Annotated in this window: 23 protein-coding genes and 1 pseudogene; 8 read left to right on the top strand and 16 right to left on the bottom strand. The window is 56.8% G+C overall.

The window, feature by feature from the left end; genetic code table 11:
• Both NNL38_RS24295 and NNL38_RS24300 read left to right on the top strand, forming a co-directional pair.
• Positions 1-1,122 carry a glycoside hydrolase family 3 N-terminal domain-containing protein gene (locus tag NNL38_RS24295; RefSeq protein WP_255392367.1) on the top strand — a complete coding sequence of 374 codons (1,122 nt, stop codon included), beginning with the start codon at positions 1-3 and terminating at the stop codon, positions 1,120-1,122.
• Positions 1,055-2,284 carry a glycoside hydrolase family 3 C-terminal domain-containing protein gene (locus NNL38_RS24300; RefSeq protein WP_255392368.1) on the top strand — a complete coding sequence of 410 codons (1,230 nt, stop codon included), beginning with the start codon at positions 1,055-1,057 and terminating at the stop codon, positions 2,282-2,284. Before NNL38_RS24295 ends, NNL38_RS24300 begins: the two co-directional genes overlap by 68 nt.
• Positions 2,285-2,431: 147 nt before the next feature.
• Here NNL38_RS24300 and NNL38_RS24305 read toward each other — a convergent pair whose 3' ends face one another.
• From NNL38_RS24305 to NNL38_RS24340, 8 genes are all read right to left on the bottom strand, one after another.
• Positions 2,432-2,974 carry a YgjV family protein gene (locus NNL38_RS24305; protein WP_255392369.1) on the bottom strand — a complete coding sequence of 181 codons (543 nt, stop codon included), beginning with the start codon at positions 2,972-2,974 and terminating at the stop codon, positions 2,432-2,434.
• Entirely contained in the window at positions 2,967-3,677 is a 711-nt protein-coding gene (locus NNL38_RS24310; RefSeq protein WP_255392370.1) for a hypothetical protein, read from the bottom strand. Before NNL38_RS24310 ends, NNL38_RS24305 begins: the two co-directional genes overlap by 8 nt.
• Positions 3,678-3,749: 72 nt before the next feature.
• Positions 3,750-4,376 carry a bifunctional 4-hydroxy-2-oxoglutarate aldolase/2-dehydro-3-deoxy-phosphogluconate aldolase gene (locus NNL38_RS24315; protein ID WP_255392371.1) on the bottom strand — a complete coding sequence of 209 codons (627 nt, stop codon included), beginning with the start codon at positions 4,374-4,376 and terminating at the stop codon, positions 3,750-3,752.
• Positions 4,373-5,347 carry a sugar kinase gene (locus NNL38_RS24320; protein ID WP_255392372.1) on the bottom strand — a complete coding sequence of 325 codons (975 nt, stop codon included), beginning with the start codon at positions 5,345-5,347 and terminating at the stop codon, positions 4,373-4,375. The genes NNL38_RS24315 and NNL38_RS24320 overlap by 4 nt, the downstream gene beginning before the upstream one ends.
• Complete coding sequence (gene uxaC, locus NNL38_RS24325) at positions 5,344-6,768, bottom strand: glucuronate isomerase (protein WP_255392373.1); 1,425 nt, start codon at positions 6,766-6,768, stop codon at positions 5,344-5,346. The genes NNL38_RS24320 and uxaC overlap by 4 nt, the downstream gene beginning before the upstream one ends.
• Positions 6,769-6,821: 53 nt before the next feature.
• The gene (locus NNL38_RS24330) at positions 6,822-8,285 is read right to left on the bottom strand and encodes a fructuronate reductase (protein WP_255392374.1); all 1,464 of its coding nucleotides are present in this window, start codon (positions 8,283-8,285) and stop codon (positions 6,822-6,824) included.
• Positions 8,286-8,354: 69 nt separating this feature from the next.
• Positions 8,355-9,656 (bottom strand): TRAP transporter large permease, encoded by a 1,302-nt coding sequence (locus NNL38_RS24335; RefSeq protein WP_255392375.1) that lies wholly within the window; start codon positions 9,654-9,656, stop codon positions 8,355-8,357.
• 18 nt (positions 9,657-9,674) lie between these two features.
• The gene (locus NNL38_RS24340; RefSeq protein WP_255392376.1) at positions 9,675-10,187 is read right to left on the bottom strand and encodes a TRAP transporter small permease; all 513 of its coding nucleotides are present in this window, start codon (positions 10,185-10,187) and stop codon (positions 9,675-9,677) included.
• Between the two features lie 310 nt (positions 10,188-10,497).
• Here NNL38_RS24340 and NNL38_RS24345 point away from each other — a divergent pair, with 310 nt between their 5' ends.
• The 5 genes and pseudogenes from NNL38_RS24345 to NNL38_RS24365 all read left to right on the top strand — a co-directional run.
• The gene (locus NNL38_RS24345) at positions 10,498-11,481 is read left to right on the top strand and encodes a TRAP transporter substrate-binding protein (protein WP_255392377.1); all 984 of its coding nucleotides are present in this window, start codon (positions 10,498-10,500) and stop codon (positions 11,479-11,481) included.
• A gap of 102 nt (positions 11,482-11,583) precedes the next feature.
• On the top strand, positions 11,584-12,372 hold the full coding sequence (locus NNL38_RS24350) for an FCD domain-containing protein (protein ID WP_255392378.1): 789 nt from the start codon (positions 11,584-11,586) through the stop codon (positions 12,370-12,372).
• A 143-nt stretch (positions 12,373-12,515) separates the two neighbouring features.
• Positions 12,516-13,703: a mannonate dehydratase gene (gene uxuA, locus NNL38_RS24355; RefSeq protein ID WP_255392379.1), complete on the top strand. Its 1,188-nt coding sequence runs from the start codon at positions 12,516-12,518 to the stop codon at positions 13,701-13,703.
• Between the two features lie 241 nt (positions 13,704-13,944).
• On the top strand, positions 13,945-14,769 hold the full coding sequence (locus NNL38_RS24360) for a replication initiation protein (protein WP_255392380.1): 825 nt from the start codon (positions 13,945-13,947) through the stop codon (positions 14,767-14,769).
• Positions 14,770-14,990: 221 nt separating this feature from the next.
• Positions 14,991-15,155, top strand: a pseudogene (locus NNL38_RS24365) (ISNCY family transposase); the annotation flags it as partial.
• Between the two features lie 200 nt (positions 15,156-15,355).
• On the opposite strand, the gene NNL38_RS24370 reads toward NNL38_RS24365, so the two are convergent.
• Positions 15,356-16,768, bottom strand: a complete 1,413-nt coding sequence (locus NNL38_RS24370) for a YfcC family protein (protein ID WP_255392381.1) — start codon at positions 16,766-16,768, stop codon at positions 15,356-15,358.
• A 48-nt stretch (positions 16,769-16,816) separates the two neighbouring features.
• Positions 16,817-18,040 (bottom strand): M20 aminoacylase family protein, encoded by a 1,224-nt coding sequence (locus tag NNL38_RS24375; RefSeq protein WP_255392382.1) that lies wholly within the window; start codon positions 18,038-18,040, stop codon positions 16,817-16,819.
• A 114-nt stretch (positions 18,041-18,154) separates the two neighbouring features.
• Here NNL38_RS24375 and NNL38_RS24380 point away from each other — a divergent pair, with 114 nt between their 5' ends.
• A complete protein-coding gene (locus NNL38_RS24380) occupies positions 18,155-19,045 on the top strand; it encodes a LysR substrate-binding domain-containing protein (RefSeq protein WP_255392383.1) in 891 nt (296 codons plus the stop codon).
• Positions 19,046-19,370: 325 nt separating this feature from the next.
• Here the strand turns inward: NNL38_RS24380 and NNL38_RS24385 are convergent, their stop codons facing one another.
• The 6 genes from NNL38_RS24385 to ltnD are packed head-to-tail and all read right to left on the bottom strand — an operon-like array spanning position 19,371 to position 25,431.
• The gene (locus NNL38_RS24385) at positions 19,371-20,861 is read right to left on the bottom strand and encodes a GntP family permease (RefSeq protein WP_255392384.1); all 1,491 of its coding nucleotides are present in this window, start codon (positions 20,859-20,861) and stop codon (positions 19,371-19,373) included.
• The gene (gene denD / locus NNL38_RS24390; protein WP_255392385.1) at positions 20,861-21,829 is read right to left on the bottom strand and encodes a D-erythronate dehydrogenase; all 969 of its coding nucleotides are present in this window, start codon (positions 21,827-21,829) and stop codon (positions 20,861-20,863) included. The genes NNL38_RS24385 and denD overlap by 1 nt, the downstream gene beginning before the upstream one ends.
• 39 nt (positions 21,830-21,868) lie before the next feature.
• A complete protein-coding gene (gene otnI / locus NNL38_RS24395) occupies positions 21,869-22,645 on the bottom strand; it encodes a 2-oxo-tetronate isomerase (RefSeq protein ID WP_255392386.1) in 777 nt (258 codons plus the stop codon).
• Positions 22,645-23,277: a 3-oxo-tetronate 4-phosphate decarboxylase gene (gene otnC, locus NNL38_RS24400; protein ID WP_255392387.1), complete on the bottom strand. Its 633-nt coding sequence runs from the start codon at positions 23,275-23,277 to the stop codon at positions 22,645-22,647. The genes otnI and otnC overlap by 1 nt, the downstream gene beginning before the upstream one ends.
• Positions 23,270-24,529, bottom strand: coding sequence for a 3-oxo-tetronate kinase (otnK, locus tag NNL38_RS24405; RefSeq protein ID WP_255392388.1), 1,260 nt, complete (start codon positions 24,527-24,529; stop codon positions 23,270-23,272). Before otnK ends, otnC begins: the two co-directional genes overlap by 8 nt.
• A gap of 5 nt (positions 24,530-24,534) precedes the next feature.
• Complete coding sequence (gene ltnD / locus NNL38_RS24410) at positions 24,535-25,431, bottom strand: L-threonate dehydrogenase (RefSeq protein ID WP_255392389.1); 897 nt, start codon at positions 25,429-25,431, stop codon at positions 24,535-24,537.

Consider the following 25,431-nt stretch of genomic DNA (forward strand, 5'->3'; position numbering starts at 1 on the left):
ATGAAGTCCCTTTTAAGGATGACCCCGGTGGCACTGGCGGTGCTGCTTGCCGGCTGTGACAGTGACGATGACCAAACAACGTGGGTGCAGCCGGCGCTGTCGGCTCGTGTTGCGACAATCATGAATGTTGACGGCTATTTGTTTAAGGATCTGAATAAAAACGGTGCGCTCGACATTTATGAGGACTGGCGACAATCCGTGGATGTGCGGGTCAACGACCTGGTCGCGCAGATGAGCCTCGAAGAGAAAGTCGGCATGATGCTGATAGATACCATGAATGCCGGTGCTTATGGCCAGGTGAACGACACCCACCTCGATTACATCGCACAGCAGAAGATGAATCGCTTTATCTTCCGCAACCCGATCCTGACTTCGGCCGAGCTGAGTGCCATGACGCCTGAAGAGCGTGCGCCGTCGGGGGCGACGATTGATGGGCGTGCCAGTGCGCCGATCTCTCCTTTCGAAGCAGCGCTGTATATGAACGCCGTGCAGGAGCTGAGTGAAAATACCCGTCTGGGGATCCCGGCGCTGTTTAAATCCAATGCCCGTAACCATAACGATCCCAATGCCAAGCCGGGGATTAACGTCGCTGCGGGGGCGTTCTCTGAATGGCCGAAAGAGGCAGGTCTGGCTGCCGCTGCCCTCGGTGAGGGCGATATGTCGCTGATCGGCGAGTTTGCCGAAATCATGAATACCGAATGGAAAGCTATTGGCCTGCGCGGCATGTACGGTTACATGGCCGATTTGTCGACCGAGCCGCGCTGGTATCGGGTGCATGAAACCTTCACCGAGGATGCTGATCTGGCGGCTGAGATCATGACCGCCCTGGTCAAGAACCTGCAGGGCAAGCAGGTTGATGCCAACAGTATTGTGCTGACCATGAAGCACTTCCCCGGTGGTGGCCCGCAGTTCCTGGGACTGGATCCGCACTACCTGGCTGGTCAGCATCAGAGTTACCCGAGCGGAAATTTCGACTACCATGTTAAACCGTTCAAAGCGGCCATTGAGGCTGGCGTTGCGGCCCTGATGCCGTACTACGGGGTTGTCGGCGGCGGTGTCGGATCTGGGGCAGGGAGAGACCCGTGCGCCGGATGGGACCAATTTGTATGTCGGAACCGATAGCAACACCAACAATGACTGGTCGTTGGCCGATGTGGTCTCTGACCGGGTCCAGGACACTGTCCGGGTTCCTTATAACGCTTACAGCACCAGTGTCGGCACACCGGCCGGAAACGTCGGTATTGCGTTTTCCAAAGGGATTCTGGATGACTTATTACGCAAAGAGCTGGGTTTTACCGGGGTGATCAACTCGGACACCGGAATTATCAATGAGCCGAATGTCGGCCTGCCTGATGCGCAAACGGTTCAGAATAACCGGGCTTGGGGACTGCAGGATAAGACTAAGAACCAACTGTTCCAGACCGCGATGGATGCCGGGACCGATGTGTTCTCCGGTTTCCACAAAAATGCGGATATCCTCAGTGTGGTCAAGCAGGGACTGGTTTCGGAAGCGCGAATCGATGAGTCGGTCAAGCGTCTGCTGAAGGTCCAGTTCGAGCTGGGACTGTTTGAAAACCCGTATGTCGACGCGACGCGTGCCAATGATATTGTCGGCAATGAGCAATTCCAGCAAGCCGCGAACCAGGCTCAGCGTCAGTCGATCGTCTTGCTTGAAAACCAGAATGCGCTGTTGCCGTTGCCGGCCAGCGAACAGGCCGCGGATAAGAAACTCTATACCCTGGGGATGAATGAAGGGGTTGCAGAGCAATATGGCTATCAGGAGGTCACGGTCGGGGATGCTGCGGATCTGAATACTCGGCCGAGCGCGGCCGGTCATGACTATGCGCTGATCCGGGTTCGGGTCACCAATAAGGACACCGGCTTGCTGGTCTTCGGTGGTGCGGACTTCGCGGAAGTGGATGTACTCGATTTCACCAGTATGGCGCAGGCCAATACTTGGGAAATCAGCCCGTCTCTGGATGAAATCAAGGCGGTGATGAGCGAAGTCGGTGCCGATAAAACCGTGTTGTCTGTGTATTTCCGTCAGCCGTTCGTGATGGATGAGGCCAGTGGCCTGAAAAACGCCGGGGCAATTTTGGCGACGTTCGGCTCCCGGGATGAGGCCTTGATGGATGTGATCACCGGCAAGTTCAGCCCGAGCGGCAAGCTGCCGTTTGCGCTCGCCAACAGTGCCCAAGCGATCATCAATCAGGCGTCTGATGCACCGGGCTATGCGCCGGCGGAGACGTTGTACCCGTTTGGTTATGGTCTGAGCTATGACTAAGACCTGAAGGGCTCGGTGGGGCGTTGAAATCTCGGCCCTGCCTGACCGGCGCCACCCACCAGTGGCGCCGGCTATCGGACGCGATGCGGAGCATTGAGCGGCCAGCTTGGTAAACATCACATTTGACCCAGACGTCTGCTTTCAGGATCAGGAGCGCTCAGCCTCCAGGGACTTTCGGGCTCTGAGCATCCTGGCAATGGAGAATAAGTTCATCCCGATAAAGGTCATTTCCATCAAGGTGGCGCCAATCGACCCCAGCAGCAGGTTATGGGTCAGCCAGCAAAATGAATTGAATAAGATCATGAGCTTGAGTTGAATGCCCTGCGCCTTAAATAACCCCCAGGTGGCCACAGAGGCGCCGAACAGGGTCAGGAGCTCATAGGCATGATGCGCGCTGGGTGCCCCCGTCAGCCACAAAAGGGTGATAAACAGCCACATCATGGTGCTTGAGTCCGTCTTGGTCGAGACGTAACTTCTCAGCGCACTGATCCCGCAGCCGAAAGCGGCGGTCATGGCGCCCATCAATATAAAATGACTGCATAAAATGATCTGAAACAGCATTAAGTGGAGACGAAACTTGCGGTCGTCCTGGTGCAGAAATGCCGTTGCCCCGATCACAAAGGCGATGATCCCAACCCCCTGAATAAAAGCAACAGACCCCGCCTCCTGAATCAGGCTGGAATTAATCATGCGCGGCCTCCTTATGCGCTGACACCATAGGGAGTGACGCCAGGTAGCGCAGGCATAGCTCCGGGCTGGTCAGGATTTGTCCGGCTTGTCGCCCCCGGACCAGCTGAGCGGCCGGGGCCATCGAGGCCTGGGCAAGCAGCAGGGCGCCGGAAAGCCCCTGGCAGTTTTCGCGGATGAAACGGGCAATGGTCGCGGCATAGCCTCTCTGATCGCCGGCCTGATAGGATTGCCAGGCTTGGGGCACCACGGCCGTGCTGATCTTGGGCTCCCTGCCAGCGGCTTTTGCAGTGCTTCTTAACAGCGCCATCGTCGGCTCGAGGGTGTCAGGCAGGGCGGCGAGCACATGGATCTGCGGGAAGGCAACCGCAGCCCGGGCCATCGGCCGGTCGACCCGGATCACGGTTGCTGTAACGGCCGGGGTCTGCTCGGCCAGGTCGCCGATGGTCGAGCAGGTACAGACAATCATATCGGCACCTGTATCGGCAATCTCGGTCACGGCTTGGTGGATCTCGGCCGCAACGTTGGCCGTCAGGCCGTCTTCCCTGGCGTGCTGCAGCAGTTCTTCATTGAGGTGATGGGTCACCGTCATGTTGCGATCGCGTAAATACCGCTGAATATACGGGCTGAAGAGCGGAATGTTGTCGCTGAGCGTGTAGAGGAAGGCGATGTGCATGGCTTTGATGGGCGTGGTTTTGATGTACATGGGTTCATGGCTCCGGTGACATGAAAAATAAAGGCTTCCGTCTGGAAGCCTTTGCCGGGAGGGAAGGGCGCGTTACTGCACCAGATCCGCGGCTTCCCGTGCCAGGCGGCCAATCTCGTCCCAGCGTCCCGCTTTGATGAGTTTTTTATCCACCATCCAGGTCCCGCCGCAGGCAAACACTCGATCAATGGCCAGATAGTCTTTCACATTGGCAGCATTGACGCCGCCGGTCGGCATAAACTGGATCTGGGTGTAAGGGCCAAGCAGGGACTTCACCATGTTTAGCCCGCCTGAGGCCTCGGCCGGGAAGAACTTCAGGGTGGTCAGGCCCATTTCCAGCGCGGCTTCAACCGCCGTTGGGTTATTGACCCCCGGGACGATATCAATGCCGATCTCCTGGCAGGCCTTGACCGTATTGGGATTAAATCCGGGTGACACCACAAAGGTCGCACCGGCTTCCTTGGCGGCTATCGCCTGCTCGCGGCTCAGGACCGTCCCGGCCCCGATCAGCATGTCGGGCTGGGCCTCGCGCAGCAGGCGGATGGCTTCTGCGGCCGCGTCTGAGCGGAAGGTGATCTCGGCCGCCGGCAGGCCGTTGTCAGCCAGGGCCTTGCCCAGTGGCAGAATGTCTTCGGCGCGATCAATGGCAATCACCGGGATTACTTTAATCGCGGCCAGTTGTTGTGCAATAGTGCTCATGATTGGACTTCCTTGGTGTAGATAAAACGGGGTTGAACGTTAAAGTTCAGGTGTGATGTAGCCGAGGCCGGGATAATTGCCCCCCGGTGCTGGATCACAGTGCCGGCCAGGCGATGGCCCTGCTCGGAGCAGATCGCCGGACTCTGGCGGGTTATCACCCCGGCCAGAAAGCCGGCGTTGAACGCATCGCCGGCGGAGGTGGTATCAACCACTTTGGCGACCGGCTGGGCGTCAATCCGTACCCGCGAGCGCAGAGTAAAGTTTTCATAGCAGCTGCCCCGGGGGCCCAGTTTCACCACGGCCTTTTTTACCCCGACGGCCTGCAGCCGGGCGAGGGTGTCTTCTTCACACTCATCTCCCCACAGGGCCTGCTCGTCATCGTTGGTGACCAGGGCGAGTTCAGTCAGTGCGAATAGCTGGGCATAGTACAGCCGGGCTTCGTCTGCGCTTTCCCACAGTGCCGGCCGGTAATTGGTATCAAAGGCGATCTGTACGCCGCGCTGTTTCAGCTTGCCCAGTACTTCAATCAGTAATTGGCGATCCTCCGGCGGTAAGATCGCCAGGCTGATGCCGCTGAGGTAGATCATATCAACAGACGCCAGATGGGCGGCAATGGCCGGAAAGTTCGGATGGCGTACCAGGTAGCGAGCCGCGGACTGGTTGCGCCAGTACAGAAAGGTTCGCTCCCCTGCATCATCCAGCTGGATCAGGTAGAGACCCGGCTGGCGGGCCGGATCCCGCAGGACTTGCTCGGTATGGATCCCTTCAGCCTGCCAGGCGCGGATCATGCCTTCGCTGAGCGCATCGGTGCCGAGGACGGAGATATAGTCGACGGCCACGCTGTCACCGGCCGTGCGGGCCAGGTAGACGGCGGTATTGAGCGAGTCACCACCATAGGTCTGCTGCATCGGCCCAAAAGGGGTCCCGTTCAGTTCAATCATGCACTCGCCGAGTATTGCGATTCGCTTCATGTCAGCTCTCCCGGTTGCTGGAAGTAGGTTTTGGCATTGTTGAAGCAAATGTCCTTAACCAGTTGCCCCAGCATTGCCGGATCGTTTGGCGCTTCGCCATTCACCACCCATTGTCCGATCAGGTTACAGAGAATGCGGCGGAAGTATTCGTGACGGGTGTAGGACAGGAAGCTGCGTGAATCCGTCAGCATGCCGACAAACTGGCTCAGCAGACCCAACTGCGACAGCTGCTCCAGCTGGCGCTGCATACCGTCTTTCTGATCGTTGAACCACCACCCGGAGCCGAACTGGATTTTCCCGGCAATACCACCGCCCTGGAAGTTGCCGATCATAGTGGCCATCATTTCGTTATCCCGTGGATTCAGGCAATACAGGATCGTTTTCGGCAGCTCGTTTGTGGTATCCATCGCATCGAGCAGCGAAGCCAGCTGGAGCGCAAACGGCTGATCGCCGATGGAGTCGAAGCCGCTGTCCGGACCCAGCTGCCGGAACATCCGGGTGTTGTTGTTGCGCTGGGCCCCGATGTGGAGCTGCATCACCCAGCCGCGCTTGGCATATTGCCAGCCGAGCCAGATCTGGACAGCGGTGCTGAACTGGTCAATTTCAAGCTCGCTCAGGGTCTCACCGGCCAGTCGGCGGGCCAGGATTGCGTCGAGCGTTGATTCGACCGGGACCCGGGCATAGCGGACGACTTCTATCCCGTGATCGGCCGCACGGCAACCATGGGCGGCAAAATGCTCCAGCCGGCGATCCAATGCGGTGAGCAAATCCTGGAAGCGGGTGATATCCATATCGGCCGCTGCCCCGAGTTGCCGCATGTATTCGACGAAACCATCGAGTTCGATTTTAAACGCCCGATCCGGACGCCAGCTCGGTGCGACTTCGACCTCAATTTGATCATTTTCAGCAATGGCCTTGTGGTATTCGAGGCTGTGGATCGGGTCGTCGGTGGTGCCGGCCATGACCACATTCATCTGCTTCATGATCCCCTGCGCGGAGAACGCCGGACTGGCCAGCATCTCGTTGCACTCATGCCAGATGGCTTCGGCGGTGTCCGGTCCGAACAGCTTGCCGGTGATGCCGAAGGGACGACGTAACTCGAGGTGGGTCCAGTGGTACAGCGGGTTCCCCAGGGTTTTCGGCACGGTTCTGGCCCAGGCCATATATTTGTCAAAATCAGAACTGTCTTTACCGGTGATCAGGGTTTCCGGGATCCCGGCGGCCCGCATACCACGCCATTTGTAGTGATCGCCTTCGAGCCAGATCTGACCCAGGTTGGCAAACTGGCGATTCTCTGCCACCTCCTGTGGGTTGAGGTGGCAGTGGTAGTCATAAATCGGCATGTCTTTGGCGTAGTCATGGTACAGACGACTGGCGATATCGTTGGTCAGCAGGAAATCGTCACAGAGAAAAGGTTTCATTTTCGGACTCCATTTCATGGGGCGGGCATCGGGTGCCCGCCACGCGGGATCGGTTACAGGGCAGCAACGGCGGCTTTGGCGCCTTTGGTGATCAGTAGCTCATAGGCTGTTGTGATGTCGGCAACCAGCGCTTCGTTCTGGACCAGGTCGCTGCCGAAAATCGCTTCAATCCCGAGCAGGGCTTTGACCACCGAAGGATTGATCTCATGCGCCTCATAAATCGCCCGGAACTGTGCGGCCATCGGATCCTGAACATCAATTGGATTGCCGTGCTCGTCGATACCGCTGATATAGCGCATCCAGCCGGCAATCCCCATCGCCAGCCAGCGATAGTCCGTGCCTTGCGCCAGGTGGTGACGCAGGGAGGCGCCCAGGCGTTGCGGGATTTTCTGGCTGCCGTCCATTGCGATCTGCCAGGTCTGGTGCTTCAGGCTCGGGTTACGGAAGCGCTCGATGAGCAATTTGGCATAGCTTTCCAGATCGGTGCCTTCCGGCATCTTGAGGGTCGGCGCCTGGGCCTGCATCATCATGTCGAAGGCTGCTTTGCGGTAGCTGAGGTTGGTCATAGTGTCCGAGATATGGTCATAGCCGCCCAGGTAACCCAGATATGCCAGGAAGGAGTGACTGCCATTGAGCATCCGCAGCTTCATTTCTTCAAACGGCACCACGTCCGCGACAAACTCGGCCCCGGCCTGGTCCCATGCCGGGCGGCCGTTGACAAAGTTATCTTCAATCACCCACTGGCGGAACGGCTCGCAGGCGATGCCGCATGGATCGGCGACCCCAACCAACTTGGCGATTTCCGTCAGGGTCTCGTCGGTTGCTGCCGGTACAATCCGGTCGACCATGGTGCAGGGGAAAGTCACATGGGCTTCAATCCAGCCGGCCAGCGCCGGGTCAACCAGGTTGGCGTAATCGAGGATTGCAGCCCGGGCCACATGACCGTTTTCCTGGATGTTGTCGCAAGACAGCACGGTGAACGGCTTGTGGCCGAGCTCCCGGCGCAGGCGCAGGGCTTCGACGATATAGCCGATCGCAGAGTCGGGATCATGTGGGTGGGTCAAATCCGCCTTGATCAGCGCATTCTCTTTGTCCAGTCGTCCGGTGGCCGGATCCGCGCAATAGCCTTTTTCGGTGATGGTCATTGAAACGATGGCCACCTGCGCTTCGGTCATTTTGGCCAGGACCGCCTGTTTGCCGTCAAGAGCCGGATGCAGCGAGCCGGTGACGGCACCAATCATTTTTACTTCCGTGGCGCTTGCGCCTTTTTCGGCAACGGTATAAAGGTGATCCTGCTCGCGCAGCTGGGTGATCAGTGCTTCGCCGCCGAATAAGTTGATTTCACAGATCCCCCAGTCACTGCCGGTTTTTTCCAGCATCTCATTGGTGAACAGGGCCTGGTGTGCCCGGTGGAAAGCACCGAAGCCGAGGTGGACGATGCGATCGGCTAATGTTGTTCGATCATAACCGGGACGAAGAACCTGGGCGTGGACGGGGGTGTTTGAAATATTTTTCATGGTCGTATCCTTGATCGTGCCGACCTGTGCCGGCACAAAATTCTCTGTTTGGGGAATCTCAATTCCGGATTAATAGCCCAGTACCAGGTTGGGCAGAAACAGGCTCAGCTGCGGCATAAAGGTGACCGCCAGGAGGGCGGCGATCAGCGCTGCGTAGAACGGCAGCAGCGGCTTGATGATTTTCTCAATTGAGACCTTGGCGACCGAGCAGCCGATGAACAGCGCGCTGCCGACGGGTGGGGTACAGATCCCGATGGCCAGGTTGAAGGTCATCATGATCCCGAAGTGAACCGGGTCGATGCCCATATCCAGCACAATCGGCAGGAAAATCGGGGTGAAGATCAGCACGGCCGGCGTCATGTCCATGAAAATACCAACAATCAGCAGGATCAGGTTGATGATCAGCAGGATGACCAGCGGGTTTTCGGACACCGCTAACAGGGCATCGGCAATCATGTAGGGGATGTCGGCATTGGCCATGGCCCAGGACATGCCCATTGAGGCGCCGACCAGCAGCAGGACGATCGAGGTGGTGACGGCTGACTCGAGCACGATTTTCGGCAGCTCACGAAACTTCACCTCGCGGTACACCAGGACGGCCAGCACGAAGGTATAGACAACCGCAATGGCCGAGGCTTCAGTGGCGGTGAAAATACCGCCGATGATCCCACCCATAATCACCACGACCAGCAGCAGCGAAGGCATGGCCTTGAGGAAGGTATTCCAGACTTCGGCCTTGCTCGGTTTGGGGGCTAATGGGTAGCCGCGGCGTTTGGCGATAAAACCCGCAACCAGCATCAGGCTCAGCCCCATCAGGATCCCGGGAATATAGCCGGCCAGGAACAGGGCCGCGATCGACGTGCCGCCGGAGACCAGCGAGAACACAATCAGGGTGTTGCTCGGCGGGATCAGCAGGCCGGTCGGGCAGGAGGTGATGTTGACCGCTGCCGAGAAGTGCTCATCATAGCCGTCTTTTTTCTGCAGCGGCGACATGGTTCCGCCGACCGCAGCGGCCGAGGCAACTGCTGAGCCCGAGATTGAGCCGAACATCATGTTGGCCATGACGTTGACGTGGGCCAGCGATCCCGGCAGGCGGCCGCCGAGCACTTTGGCAAAATTAATCAGCCGCAGGGCAATGCCGCCCTGGTTCATGATGTTGCCTGCCAGAATAAAGAAGGGGATTGCCAGCAGGGCAAAGTTGTCGAGTCCTGCCGCCATGCGCTGGGCGACGACGGCAATGGCCGGCTCCAGCGGCAGACTCATCAGAATGGTGGTCAGTGAGGAAAGCCCGATCGCAAATGAAACCGGGACCCCCAGGGCCAGGAGTGCTGCGAAGGTACCAAAGAGGGTCAAAATGACTTGCCAGTCCATAAACAAACTCCTGTAATGTTATTTTTTCTGCGTTGCTGCAATCAGCACATCGCATTTCAGCAACTGCCTGGCTTTTTCGTACCCGAAAATGAGCGAGTAGAAAATCATCAGCCCGCCGCTGATCGGCAAGCAGAAGTAGATGTATCCCATTTCAATGCCCAAGGCGGGCGTGACCTGGCCTGTAGCCAGCGTTTTCAGCGCCAGCTGGGTTCCGCCGTAAACCAGCACGATCATTGCAAATAAGGCGATGGCGCCCTGAATGACGATTTCATTCAGCAGCTTACGTTTGCCGCTCAGCTTCATGGTGAGCAGGTCGATGGCTAAGTGGCGCTTTAAGCCGGTGGTGTAGGCGGCGCCAATCAAAGCGACCCACATAAATAAATACCGGGCCAGTTCGTCGGTGACTGTGCTGGGTTTCCCGATGACATACCGGGAGATGACCTGCCAGATCACGCAGAACACCAGAAAGGTCGAGAGTGTCACGGTGAACATGGCCAACCCTCTGTTTATGTAATCAACGGATTTATTCATCTTTCATTCCTTTTTGTTGAGCCCGGAATCATTTGGTTTACCAATTTAGAGCCGTTCACTGGCATTTAATGGTGAAACCCGGCCTCATTACCGCTGGGATTATAGGAATAATGACAAAATTGTCATGTGAGCTTGCTCACACCTGCTTTGGTTGACCAATTTAAAGGGGTTTATTGTGATATAGGTCAACCAATTTGGTTTTTTGCTTTGACGGTTTTGAAATTGGTTGCCAAGATTGATTTCGTTTTTATGACATACCCTACAAAAACGTACCCTATAACACGGATAAAGATTCTCACGGAGACAGAAGATGATGACGCGTAAAAGAGTGTTAACCGCAATGATCGGGGCAGCCCTGACGTTCGGTGCGACGGCCTCAACCTATGCCGCCACGACGTTGAAACTGAGCCACAACCACCCGCGTGACCACGCGGTCCATAAAGCGATGTCACATATGGCCAAGGAAGTCCGCAAGCTGACCGATGGCGATGTCCGGATCCGGATTTACCCGGATGCCCAGCTCGGTACCCAGCGTGAATCGATGGAGCTGATGCAGAACGGCGCGCTGGACATGGTGAAGTCGAACGCGGCGGAGCTGGAAGCTTTCGCTCCGGCATATGCAGCATTTAACCTGCCTTATCTTTTCCGTGATAAATCACATTATTACAACGTACAGGAAGGCTCGGTCGGCGAAGAGATCCTGGCTTCATCCCGGGAAAGCGGCTTTATCGGCCTGACCTACTATGATGCGGGTGCCCGCAGCTTTTATACCTCAAAGCCGATCAAGACCCCGGCTGATTTGAAGGGGCTGAAAGTCCGTGTTCAGCCAAGCCCGTCAGCAATCAATATGGTGAAAGCGCTGGGTGGTAGTCCGACACCGCTGGCCTATGGCGAGCTCTATACTGCGCTGCAACAAGGTGTGGTGGATGCTGCGGAAAACAACATCCCGTCGTTCAGCTTGAGCCGTCATAGCGAAGTGGCGAAATACTACAGCATGGATGAGCACACCATGGTGCCAGATGTGCTGGTGATCTCGACCAAGACTTACGATGGCCTGTCGGATGAAAACCGTAAAGCGCTGAAACAGGCAGCCATGGAATCCATGGAGCTGATGAAGCAGCTGTGGGCGGAGTCGGAAGCCAAAGAGCGGCAAAAAGCAGAAAAACTGGGTGTGACCTTTGTGTCACCGGATAAAACCGCGTTTGTTGAGTCCGTCCAGCCGATGTATGCGGACCTGGAAGCGTCAAACCCGGCGCTGAATGATCTCGTCAAACGAATTAAAGAAGTCCAATAACCTGAAACGTAAGTAAATAATAAAAAACCAAGGTGTTGCTAGACTCTAGTATATAGAGGTTGACCAATTTTGATTGGTCGCTATGATGGCGTGAAGTGTGCGATGGAAAACAGTGACAATATCATCATGATGCCTTTTGAACCGAAACGGCCTTACCAAGAGCTAGGGCTTATCCTGCGACAGGAACTTATTGATGGCCACTATCAAGTGGGTGATCGTTTGCCGCCGGAGCGAGATATCGCTGAGCGGCTGGATGTGAGCCGGACCGTGGTCCGGGAAGCCATCATTATGCTGGAGCTGGAGAATCTCGTTGAAGTCAAAAAAGGCTCAGGTGTTTACGTCCTGAATATTCCGAATCAGGCACACAGCCGGGAAGCGGTGATCAGTGATGATGCCGGCCCGTTTGAAATGCTGCAGGCAAGGCAGTTACTGGAAAGTAATATTGCCGAGTTTGCAGCCATTCAGGTCACCCCTGGCGATATCGTCAAGATGCGTGCTGCGCTTGATCTGGAGCGGCAGGAGCTCGCCAACGGTGTCGAGGATGAGGCGCTTGGTGACAAGCAGTTTCATGTTTGCATCGCTGAGGCGACACAGAACTCGGTGCTGGTTGATATGCTCAAGGACTCCTGGGAGCGCCGTGAGCAGAGCCCGATGTGGAAAAAACTCCATACGCACATTAATGATCAGGCCTATCGCGAAGAATGGTTGGAAGACCATGCGCGTATCCTGGCAGCCCTGCAACGCAAAGACCCTGTCGCATCCAAAAATGCCATGTGGCAACACCTTGAAAACGTGAAGCAACGATTATTAGAGCTGTCGGATATTGATGATCCGAATTTCGATGGCTACCTGTTCAGTTCAAACCCGGTTGTTCTCCTCGGCGGAGATTAATCTTGCGTGACTGATCCGGGCCAATCACCGATTGGCCTATATCCAGAGCAGCCGCATTGCCCGAGCTGTTTATTTTTATCGTTCAAAGACGGAGCTTGACGCGGTTCGAGCGGGTTTCGTCTGTCTGTTAAAAGGTGATTGTTATGGAGCAAACCTGGCGTTGGTATGGCCCGAATGATCCTGTTTCCCTTGATGATATTCGTCAGGCCGGGGCAACAGGAATTGTGAATGCGCTACACCATATCCCCAACGGGGAAGTGTGGTCCAAAGAAGAGATCCTCAAGCGCAAAGCCCTTATTGAAGAAAAAGGACTGACCTGGTCGGTAGTCGAGAGTGTGCCGGTCCACGAAGAGATTAAAACCCAGTCAGGCAACTATCAGCAATGGATTGACAATTATAAGCAGACGCTGCGCAATTTGGCTGAATGCGGGATTGATACCGTCTGTTATAACTTCATGCCGGTGCTGGACTGGACCCGAACCGATCTGGAATTTGAATTGCCGGATGGCTCGAAAGCCCTGCGTTTTGATCAGATTGCCTTTGCTGCGTTTGAACTCCATATTCTGAAACGTCCGGGCGCGGCAGCAACATATTCTGATGCGGAGCAGGCGGAGGCGCTGGCGTATTTTCAGCAAATGACGGCACAGGATATTGATCAGTTGACCCGGAATATCATTGCCGGTTTGCCGGGGGCCGAGGAAGGCTACACCCTGGAAGAATTCCAGGCCCAGCTCGACCGCTATGCCGGGATCAGCAAAGATCAGCTGCGTCAGCATCTGGCTTATTTCCTCCGTGAGCTGATGCCGGTGTGCGAAGCGCACCAGCTGAAAATGGCGGTTCATCCGGACGATCCACCGCGTCCAATCCTCGGTCTGCCGCGGATTGTCTCGACCATCGAAGATATCGACTGGCTGACGGAGAACGTGCCGAGCCAAATGAACGGCCTGACCATGTGTACCGGCTCTTACGGCGTGCGTAGTGACAATGATCTGGTGCGGATGATTCAAAAGCATGGCGATCGGATTTATTTCACTCACCTGCGCTCGACGCTGCGCGAGGAGAACCCGAACACCTTCCATGAAGCCGCCCACCTCGATGGTGATGTCGATATGTATCAGGTGGTGATGGCGATCCTTGAAGAAGAAAAGCGCCGGGCACAAGCCGGGGATACCCGGTTGATCCCGATGCGCCCGGACCATGGTCATCAGATGCTCGATGATCTGAAAAAGAAAACCAATCCGGGCTATTCCGCGATTGGTCGCCTCAAAGGTCTGGCTGAAGTTCGTGGCCTGGAAATGGCCCTCAAAAGGGCGTTCTTCCAGCCCTCGTAACTCGGTTGCTCCGGGACTTGACCCAGGGAAGGGTCTTGTTCCGCGCATCCGCACCTTCAAGCGAGGTCAACCCGTCCAATCCTGGTCCCCATCATTCGAGGGAAGTTGTATTGACTAGTGACGCTGTCACACCTTAGGTGTTCCGACCTGCAGCGTTTGACCCTGTGTTGGAGCGGACCGTTGCCATCGCTTTGTTTTGCTTACCTCATGCCGGCATTGTGTGAATAAAGGAAAACCTGCTGTGATATCAGATGCCTGTCCGCCATCGATTGGCTCGGCCTTGCCCGGACATATTAGAAAAGGCCATCAGTTGCTTTTCAGCCGCCAGGATCTCTCTGCCCGTGAGGCCGACTTGCTGGCGCTGATGATGGCTCACATGCAAGCGCCGGACTGGCATCACCATACACCGGTATACCGATTTTCCTGCAACCAGCTTTCCCAATGGCTCGGGATTGAGCCGCGTCATGTCGCCTCGGTGCTCAGTCCGGTTGCCGAACGGTTGTCGCTGCGCCAGGTCGGCCTGCGAACATTGTCGGTCAAAGGCAGGGAAGAATTTGATTACCTCCCTTTTTTCAAGCGCCTGACTTACAGCGACGGTCATTTGGTGATGATCCCCAATGATCTGCTGCGGGCTGAGTACCTCGCGTCCGCCCAGGGCTGTGCCCTGATTAATACCCGGTATTTCCTGCAGCTGAAAAAGGAGTACTCCAAGCGTCTTTACGAGCTGCTGAGCTGTTTCAAGACCGCCGACACTCCCCTGCAAGTGCAGAGCATGAATGAGCTGAAAGGGTTGTTCGGTCTGCTCGATGAAAAAGGCCGGCTTAAAGCCGGCAAGCGTTCCTTCCAGAACAACAGCGTGTTCATGAAGCGCTGTATCCGCGACAGCATCGAGGAGATCACGACCAGGACGCAGCTCCGCAAGGAGCTGCTGTTCCTGACCAGCGAGCGTGGCGAGAAGGGCTATCGACTGATCAAGCAGGGGCGGGAAATCGTCGGCATCGAGTTCCTCTACCGCTGGCATGAGCCGCGGTCATGGACAAACGAGGTGACATCGGTCGCGACCTGAGCGGCGTCTCCAGGTGATAGACGCGCATCTCTCACAAAGTCATATGCATCACATTTAACATAATTAATATAATGTGCATTTATTTTGTAAGATCTAATTAGAAATGTCCTGTTTTTCCTACGGTGATCAGTATCTATCTGGTCTGTGTGAGATAAACAAACGATGTTGGTACCATGAATGAGTAAGAGATTTTACGCCTGAGTGCTATTCGGGACGTATGTGAAAAACTCACTGAATGCCACAACATTTCTATCTCATTGGAAACCCTGCGCCAATGGATGATCGCCGATGGCCTGTGGATCCCCCATGCCAAACGCAAACCCCGGGTTTATCAGCCTCGCCATCGCCAGGACTGTCTCGATGAGCTGGTTCAGATTGACGGCTCCCCATAGGGTTCGTGCCAAGCAGTCGCCAAAGCCGAGAGTTCGTGTATTGGTATAAAGCGGAAGTAGAGCGAGGAGATGATTGAAGGGCTGGGTATCGAACAGACGCGAAAGATCACTTCGCGTTTAATCGCCAGAGCGTTTGACGGGAACCCGCCCCTCCGCGCAGTTTGACTCTGGCGGAGGGACAGGCACTTATGCCATCAATAGCCCATATAGGAGGCTGCCACCATCATGATCCAGCACATGACATACATGGGAACCATGATCGGCAGAATGACCGGTAGCCAGCGAGCATAGGATACGCGCCCCAGAGCCAGCATGGCCAGGATGCCGCCGGCCGTCGGGATGAACAGATTGGTCAGGCCGTCGCCAATTTGGAACGCGGTGACCATCAACTGGCGACTCATGCCGAGCAGGTCAGCCACCGGGATCAGGATCGGCATGGTAACCAGTGCCTGGGCCGAGCCGCTGGGAATGAACAGGTTGATCACCCCCTGAATGACGCTGGTCATCACGGCGGCCAGCGCCACAGGTGTCCCTTCAAGGATGGAACTCAGGGATATGACGATAGTATCGACAATGTGAGCATCGTTCAGAATGACCTGTATCGATGCCGCCAGGCCGATCACCAGTGCTCCCGAGGTCACGGATGCCGCACCGTCCATCAGCTGACGGACCAGTTGATTGGCGTTCAGGCCTGAAGCGAAACCGATCACAATCGCCATCATCAGGAAAATTGCGGTGATTTCCTTGATATACCAGCCACGCGTGAATACCCCGGTCAGCAGGATCGCCAGTCCGGTCAGGAAAATTGCCAGAATGACCACATCCTGACGTGATACTCGGTACTCATGCAGTGCCTTGCTCATTTCCACCGGTTGATCATCATGGAACTCCATATTGACCACACGCAGGCAGATATAGGCCGACAGGGTGGCCAGACAGGTCACGACCATCAGCGTACGCAGCTCCCAGCCTGAGAACAGCGGCAGTTCACCGATGCTCTGGGCTACACCCACGGTATAGGGGCTGATCGGAGACAGGGCAAAGCCCACGCCGATCCCACCCACTGCCATGGTGACCCCAACCAGCCGTGAGCAGCCGATGGCGGAAGCGATCAGCGCTCCTATCGGTACTAGGGCGATATTGTTTTCACCGCCTACCGCAACGCCGAAAAAACCGTAAATGAAGGTCCCCAGAGTGAGAATCAGGTTACGGCTTTTGATACTGTCGTTGGCCCCCAGTTTGTTGGCGGTCACACCGATCAGGTTTTCCAGTGCACCGGTGCCCTTGAGCACATGGAAAAGGCCGCCGGCGATAAACACGATGAACAGAAACTGCGCCGCATTGATCATCCCCTGGGGAATAGCCAGGAACAGTTGGAAGAAGCTCAGCGTTGCAACACCCTCCAGGTACTCGAAAGAGCCCGGAATCACCCGGTTGCGGCCATCCACGAGCTCCCGTGTGAATTCACCCGCCGGAATGATAAACGTCAGCAGGTACACGCCGACCAGTACCAGAAAGATCAGCACCATGGGGTCAGGAAATTCGCTGAACCAGCGGCGTTTTTTGACGTCTCCACCGTGATGCGTCTGGGGTGGTTTTGAGCTCATGGTGACCTCCTGGGTGTTGGGTATAATCTTGATAATATTAATTTATGCTTAAGCGTGGGGGCTGCCGCTGAAATAGCGGGATACCAGGCCGACCAGGAAGTTGGCCGCCGCTGCCATGCAGTCGTCGTTGAAATCATAATGTGGGTTGTGCACGCTGCAAGGTCCCACCCTGACGCCGGCGTCGTGGCCGTTGTCGCCGTTACCGACCAGGAAATAACAACCGGGCACCTGCTCCAGGAAGTAGGCACAGTCCTCGCTACCGGTCAGGGGTTGTATGGATGCATCGACGCGGTCGTCGCCGAACAACTTCCTGGCTGTGTCGATGGCCAGCCGGGTCATCTCCGGGTCATTTTTCAGCACGGGGTAGCCACGGGCGTACTCAACCTCACACTGGCAGTCGAAGGCGTCAGCCTGTGACTGGGCCAGGGTGCGAATCCGGCGTTCGAGGGTGTCGCGCACCTCGGGGGACAGGGTACGGATGCTGAGCTCCAGCTCAGCCGTGTTGGGAATCACGTTGGCCGAGGCACCGGCTTGCATCCGACCCACGCTGATCAGCGCCATCTGATTGGGATCCACATTGCGCCCGACAATGCTCTGCAGCGCCAGCAAGGTAGCCGCAGCCGGCAGGGTCGGGTCCTGCGCCAGATGCGGCAGAGCAGCGTGCCCCCCTTTGCCGGTAAAGGTCAATTTGGCCGTGTCCGATGAAGCCATGAAGGCCCCTTCACGGAAACAGAGTTTGCCCATGGGGATACCCGGAAAGTTGTGCAGTGCAAAGAGCGCATCACAGGGAAAACGCTCGAACAGACCTTCCTCTATCATGCGCTCAGCCCCACCACTGAACCCCATCTCCTCAGCCGGCTGGAATATCAGATGCAGGGTGCCGCTGCCAGGCAGCTGCTGGGTACGGTGCAAGCGCGCGATTGTCTCGGCGACTCCCAGCAAGATGGCGGTATGGCCATCATGGCCACAGGCATGCATTTTGTCCGCGACCTGGCTGGCCCAGGGCAGGCCGGTGGCTTCCTGAATGGGCAGCGCATCCATATCCGCACGCAGCCCCAGGCGTAGTACCGGCTCCTCTCCCCAGCGCAGCACACCAACGACCCCAGTGACCGCTATGCCGGTATGGACCTCATAGCCCCAGTTCTTGAGCTGCTCGGCTACTAGCTGACTGGTGGCGAACTCTTCAAACCCCAGCTCCGGGTGCTGATGGATTTGGCGGCGCCAATCCCTCATCTGATCGAGATCTGGCGTAATTTTCGAGTGAACTATCATAACAACCACCTGCTGGCATGGACTTTCATCATGGTGGCGTAATAATATCCGTCGACTATGATAGTGAAAAGGCAGATCATTTTGCCTGGTGACAACCTATGGTGTTCACATAAAATGAAAGATCATCAGCTCAAGGCCTTAGTGAAAGTCGCTGAGGAGGGCTCGATTCGCGCAGCGGCAAAGGCGCTTCATCTAAGCCAGAGCGCGCTGACCAAGGCCTTGCGTGAACTGGAAGCTGATCTGGGTGCACAGCTGCTGATTCGCAGTTATCGTGGTGTCGAGTTCACCCCGTCGGGAAAAGCGTTATTGACTCGGGCGCGCCTGGCGATGTCCACCCTGGATAAGGCGCGAGATGAGATACGCTGGTTACAGGGCGGCGTCGGGATGCGGGTAAACGTAGCTGTGACCTCTTCCGTTGCCGCCACCGCACTGGCAACTGTGTTGAATGAGTTTGAGAAAGAGTTGCCTGATGTCAGTCTCAGATTTGTCGAGGGCATGTTGCCTACGGTGCTACCCGGCTTGATGGAGGGAGACCTGGACTTCGCCATTGCCGTCGCCGAGCCGGGGCAGTTACCCTACGAGATCGCTTTCGAACCCCTGACCCAAATTTTATCTGAACCGGTGGCGCGGGTGGGGCACCCGCTGCTGGGAGCCACCGACTGGTCGCAGATGTTGGCTGCCCGCTGGGTACTCAGCCTGGCGGCCGGCAGCTCGGCCCAGCAGCTGGTGAACTGGCTTGAATCTGAAGGTGTGCCATTGTCACAGCGCATTGTCCACTGTGACTCGCCTTTCCTGATGATTGAACTTATCCGCCGCACAGACCTGGTGGGTTTTGGTCCCCGTATCTTCTTTACCGACCCCCTTTCCGGCAGTGGATTGGCGTGTTTTGACGGCCTGCCCACCTTTCCGTCGCATGCCTTGGGCTTGCTCAAGCTCAAGGGGGCTCCCCTGAGCCCGGGGGCACAGAAACTTGCCAACCTGTTCCGGCGTCATATCAGCCAGTAGGCACTGATACCTGAGTACCCGAACCAGAGCGCAATAAAAATCACCCGTGACGCCGTCACTTTCCTGGAGGCATCAGTTCTGCCAATCGCGCTGGCTTCTGCCGGTTTCATCACGCCGGAAACATCAAGACAATCACCTGCACCGGAATTTAACCCGGCAGCAGACTGTCAGGTAGGCTCCCCCGTCGCTCATCATATCGGATCGAGCCCCGACGATGATCCCGGCGGCGGAGGCTTGCTATCACCCAGAGCTGACATCAAAAAGCCCGCCGTATCACCGGCGGGCTTTGCTTAATGTTCGCGAGAAGGCATGGTGTGTTGAACGCTTATGCAGCTTTCTCCACCATCGGCTTACTTTGCGACTTTACAAAATAAATGCAACCTGCCAGGCCCCCCACCGGGAGCACCGGATCAAACCAGCTGCCGTGCGTCCCGAACATCAGGTTCATGATCATCACCAGTGCACCACCAATCGCCCAGGCAATTGTCGTCGGGACCGTCCAGATTACCAGCTGCTTACGCACCTCGGTGACGCCCATCAGGCGGTTGACGATGTGGAACAGGCTGTCGTTGAAGTAACCGGCAAACAGGCTGCCCATGGTGGCGGCTGATGCTGCGAACAGCATGTTGATCCCTTCCATTTCCGCCAGTACCGGGGCAGAAATCGATGCCGCGGTGATCATTGATACCGTCCCGCTGCCCTGAATGACGCGCACCAGGGTGGCGATAATAAACGGGATCATAATAGGTGAAATCGCCAGCGCCGCAATCTGGTTGGCAATCTCAGCACCAGCACCGGATTCGCGCAGGACACTGCCCAGCGCACCGCCGGCACCGGTGACCAGCAGAATGATCCCTGAAGTGGAGATCCCTTCTTCTAGTTTATGGGTTGTGGTGGCCTTATCCAGGTACGGTGTCAGCGTGTAGACTGCCAGCAGCGTACTGATCGACAGGGCAATCACCGGGTGACCCAGGAAGCTGATGGTTGCACCCACAGCACTGGCCGACAGCCCTTCCATGCCCAGCTGCTTTTCAGCCAATGACATCAGCGATTTCACCAGGATCAGCACAATCGGCACGACAATCGGCATGATCGACTTGGTCAGTGAAGGCAGGGTTTTCGAGGCCTTCGATGCCATGTAATCGTCATGGACTTTTTTCAGATCACCGGACTCATGCGCCAGGCTCGGCGGTGTCATGTATTCCGGGAAGTGGTTTTCCAGCCAGCGCGCGTACATCACGATGCCGTAGATACAGGGCAGTGCGATCAGCAGGCCCAGACCCAGCATCGAAGCGATGTTGACGCCGAAAATACTGGCCACACCCAGCGGCCCGGGTGTTGGCGGAATACAGTGGTGCGCCACCACCAGACCCCCGGCCAGTGCCACGGTCAGCGTCAGGATCGAGCGCTGTGAGGTTTTCGCCAGCGACTTGGCAATTGGGTACAGGATAATGAGTGCGCTGTCGACAAACACAGGGATACTGACAATATAACCGGTAATGGCCAGCGCCATTTCTTCCCGCTTTTTCCCCAGCCATTTAATGAAATGGTAGGCAATCGACTCACCGGCGCCGGAGGTTTCCAGAATCGCCCCCATCATGACGCCGAGACCGATCACGATCCCGATCCCGCCCAGGGTGCCGCCAAAGCCCTTACTGATCGCGGCCATGGTGTCATCAACACTCAGCCCCCCAATCAAGCCGGCAATACAGGCAGCCGCCAGCATGGCGATCAGGACGTGGACCCGGGTCCGCAGGACCAGGAAAATCAGGACAAATACCGCAATAATCAAACCAATCACTGAAATAGGTAACATTACACCGCCTCCTCTTGTGAGACCGGGTACTGGCTCAGATACATCGCCAGGACCGATTGAAAATCACTGTCTGCCTGAAAGCCCAGCGCCAGCTCTTTCTCATTGTTGAATGCCTGCGGCCAGCTCGCCACAATCTGCGCAATGGCCGGATCCGGCTCGTTGCTGACCAGTGCCACCCGTGCCGGACTCACCACGTCTGCCATCGCCGCCAGCATGGTGGCCGGTGTCACCTGAATCCCCGGCAGGTTAAAGGTACGGAACCCTTTGATGGACTCTGCGGGTAACTGGCTGGCGTGAATGATGTTGTTGATCACCGTCGCCGGGCTGGAAATCCACAGCGGCAGATCCTGCGCCACCGGACAGTTGGAGCGCTCGCCTTTGAGCGGCTCGCGGATGATCCCGCTGACAAAAGAAGAGGCAGCTTTGTTGGGCGTCCCCGGACGAATGCAAATGGTTGGCAGACGCACGGAGATGGCATCAACCAGACCCCGGCGGCCGTAGTCATTGACCAGCAGCTCGCACATGGCTTTCTGAGTGCCGTATGACGAACTCGGCTGAGTGGCGGTCATCGGCTCAATCACAGCCGGTAATGCACCGCCGAAGACAGCCAGTGAGCTGGAGAAGACAAAACGGGTCGCCGGGTTGACCTGGCGGCATTTTTCCAGCAGCAGTTGCGTTGCGGTGAGGTTGACCTGAACGCCGAGATCAAAATCTTCTTCCGCGTGGCTCGACACAATGGCCGCCAGGTGAAATACGTGGGTGGTGTCAGCATCCACAAGGGTCTCGACATCAGCGGCATTGGTGATGTCGGCAACCACAGAGGTCACGCGCGCGTCAGTGAGTGCAGTTTCGGGTAGCGGCACCCGATCAACCACTTTCAGTGAGGCAATGTCCGGGTAGCGGTCCAGTAGGGTATGGGTCAGCATGGCGCCTAAAAATCCGGCGCCACCGGTAATTACGATGTTCATAGGATTATCCTTGTCGTGATATCTCATTTGTACTTCCTGTTACAGGTACGGTTTTACCCAGCTCAGGCCTTCTTTGGTGCCTGTTTTCGGGTTGTATTCGCAGCCGATCCAGCCGCTGTAGCCCGCTTGATCCAGCGTGGCAAAAATATGGGGGTAATTCACCTCTCCTTCTGACGGCTCATGACGGTCCGGCACAGAAGCAATCTGGACGTGACCGATGGTCTGCGCTAAATCCCCGATCATCGTGGTCAGATCGCCATCCATGATCTGGGCGTGGTAGACATCAAACTGCAGCTTCACATTTGGCCGATCAATTCGCTCGATGATCTTTGCTGCTTCACGCTGATGGGCAATCAAGTAGTTCGGCACATCCCGGCTGTTGAGCGGCTCGATCAGCAGCGTGATCCCATGCTCGGCAAACTGGTCTGCGGCATAACGGATGTTGGCCACAAACGTTTCCAGGTGCTGCTCATCGCTGTAGCGAGCATCAACAATCCCGGCCATGGCGTGAACTTTCGGACAGTTCAGCACCCTGGCATAGTGGAGTGCGGTCGCCACACTGTCGCGAAATTCGGCTTCACGCCCCGGCAAGGCGGCGATGCCGCGTTCGCCGCTGCCCCAGTTGCCCGGCGGCATGTTAAACAGTGCTTGCTCCAGCTGGTTTTCTTGCAGCAGCTCGGCCAGCTCGTCGGCTTCATACGCATACGGAAACAGATATTCCACCGCCTGAAAGCCGGCTTCGCGCGCCAGCGCAAAGCGCGCCGAAAACGGCTGCTCAGTGAACAGCATGGTCAGGTTTGCAGCAAAACGGGCCATTACTTCCCTCTCCCTTTCAGAGCAGTTACTTCAGCCGCCGTCAGGTAACGAATGGCTTTGCCGTCGAGCATCAGCGCCAGCTTGGCGGTCTCTTCGAGCTCCTCGGCGTTATCCACGGCGTCACATAAATCCGTCCCGGTCACCACCGGGCCATGGTTGGCCAGCAGGAATGCCCGGTAATCCCCGGCACGGTTGGCCAGCTCGGTGGCAATTTGCGGATCCCCCGGACGCAAGTAAGGGATGACCGGCAACTGCCCCACCCGCATGACATAGTATGGCGTGAACGGACGGATCGCATTGTCAGGGTCCAGCCCTTCCAGGCAGGACAGCGCAGTCAGGTAGGTCGAGTGCAGGTGCACAATGGCGTTGCACGCCGGGTTGTTGCGGTAGATGGCCAGGTGGAACGCGACCTCTTTCGACGGTTTATCCCCTGACAGGTGGTTCCCGTCGATGTCTACCACAGACAGCGTGTTTGCATCCAGGCGGCCGAACGAGGAGCCTGTCGGTGTGGCCAGGAAGTTGCCGTCAGGCAGTTTCAGCGACAGGTTTCCCGCACCGCCGGTGGCATAGCCCCGTTCGAACATGGAGCGTGCCAGGCTCACCATCTGCGCTCTTAATTGTTGTTCAGTCATGGATAAACCCTTGTGCCGTTGTAAAGAATTGTTCATCGCCAAAGTTGCCGGATTTGAGTGCCAGCGAGAGCGGCTGATCGGTTGCTTTGACCCACGGGACGCCCGGCGCAATTTGCGGCCCGATGTAGAAGCCTTTGACGTTCAGGCTCTGGGTCACCACACCGGATGTTTCGCCGCCGGCGACAATGAAGTTGGTGACACCATGCTGTTGCAGGCGCTGGACCAGGCGATGGAAGAAGTGCTCGACCGCCTGGCTTGAAGCCTGGGCACCATACGCTGCCTGAATAGCACGCAGGATCTCCGGCTCGGCGGTGGCGTAAACCATCGGGGCCAGTGTGCTGCCCAGGTGAGAGACGACCCAGTCGTAGACCGTATCGACATAGTGCGGCTCGCTCAGACACGACTGCACATCCAGCGCAAAATGCGGCGCCTGTGACTGGTAGACTGCCACCTGACGGTTGGTCATCACCGAGCAGGAGCCGGATAAAATCACGGTAGGACCGGGTGCCGGCTGCCCGGCTTGCATCGCTTGGGACTGATCAGACAGCGACTCCGTCCAGTTGTGTGCAATCCCGGCTGCGAGGCCTGAGCCACCGGTGATGAGTTTCAGTGTTCGGCAAGCCTCACCAATCGAGGCCAGGTGGGTATTATCGAGCGTATCGACGACGGCATAACGACAGCCCTGCTGCTTGAGCGCCTCAAAGCGGGCGGCGATCTGAGCGGCTCCCTGTGCAATGTCGTGGTATGCGACCAGTCCGGTTTTCCCGTTTGCCTGGGCATCCATCAGCCGCATCAGGTTGGCATCTTTCATCGGTGTGACCGGGTGGTTGCGCATGCCTGACTCGTTAAGCAGGGAGCCCTGAACAAACAGATGGCCCTGATAGACGGTGCGGCCGTTGACCGGCAGCGACGGGCAGAGAATCGTGAATGACTCCCCCAATGTATCGAGCAGCGCATCAGTGACCGGTCCGATATTGCCTTCAGCCGTGCTGTCGAAGGTTGAACAATATTTGAAGTAAAACTGCCGGCAACCTTGATCCTGTAACCATTTCAGAGCACTGACCGATTGTTCAATGGCCTCGTTGACCGGACAGGAGCGGCTTTTCAGGCTGATCACAACCGCATCCGCTTTAACCGCAGCTTGTTCCTGCGGGACACCGTTCAGCTGAATGGTCTTCATGCCGTTGGCTACCAGGAAACCTGCAATATCCGTGGCGCCTGTGAAATCATCAGCGATGACACCTAATAACATCGTTTTTACTCCTTGTTCGGCAGCGTGATACCCGGAAAAATTTTAATGACGGCACTGTCATCTTCTTTCCCGTATCCGGCATTGCTGGCCGTGGTAAACATATTGAGTGCCGTACTGGCCAGCGGCAGCGGGAAGTGCAGCGACTTGGCCGTCTCCGCGACCAGGCCCAGATCCTTGACGAAAATATCGACCATGGATGTCGGGCTGTAGTCGCCGTCGACGACATGTTTCATCCGGTTTTCAAACATCCAGGAATTGCCGGCGGCATGCGTGACCACGTCGTACATTAAATTGAGCGGAATATTGGCGCGTGCCGCCATGGCCATGGCTTCTGCACCGGCAGCAATGTGGACCCCGGCCAGCAGCTGATGAATGATTTTCACCGTAGAGCCCATCCCGATCGCGTCACCGACAGGATAGACCTGGCCGGCAACCGCGGACAGCACCGGTTCCAGCCGGGCAAAAACGGACTGCGGGCCAGACGCCATCACCGTCAGCTCACCCGCTTCTGCTTTCGCGGCCCCGCCGGAAATCGGCGCATCCAGCATCGGTAATGCATAGACGGCCAGCTCAGCAGCAATCGCTTTGGCATCTTCAGCAGAGATGGTGGCACAGACCATCACCGGGGTATTCGGCTTCAGCGCCGCGGCAAGCCCCGAGTCAAACAGCACCGTTCTGACCTGTTGCGCGTTGACCACCACAATGACAACGGCATCAAGCGCTTTTGCGAACGGCACGGCACTGGTTGCGGTTGCTTTGGCACCACACGTCGTTAGTGTTTCCAAAGCCTGCGGATTGATATCAATCCCATACACGTCGAATTCGGCACGGAGGCAAGATTTCGCGACGCCCATGCCCATGGAGCCCAGCCCGATCACCGCGACCGATTGGATTATGTTCAT

It is taken from the genome of Photobacterium atrarenae, from assembly GCF_024380015.1.
Lineage (GTDB): Bacteria > Pseudomonadota > Gammaproteobacteria > Enterobacterales > Vibrionaceae > Photobacterium > Photobacterium atrarenae.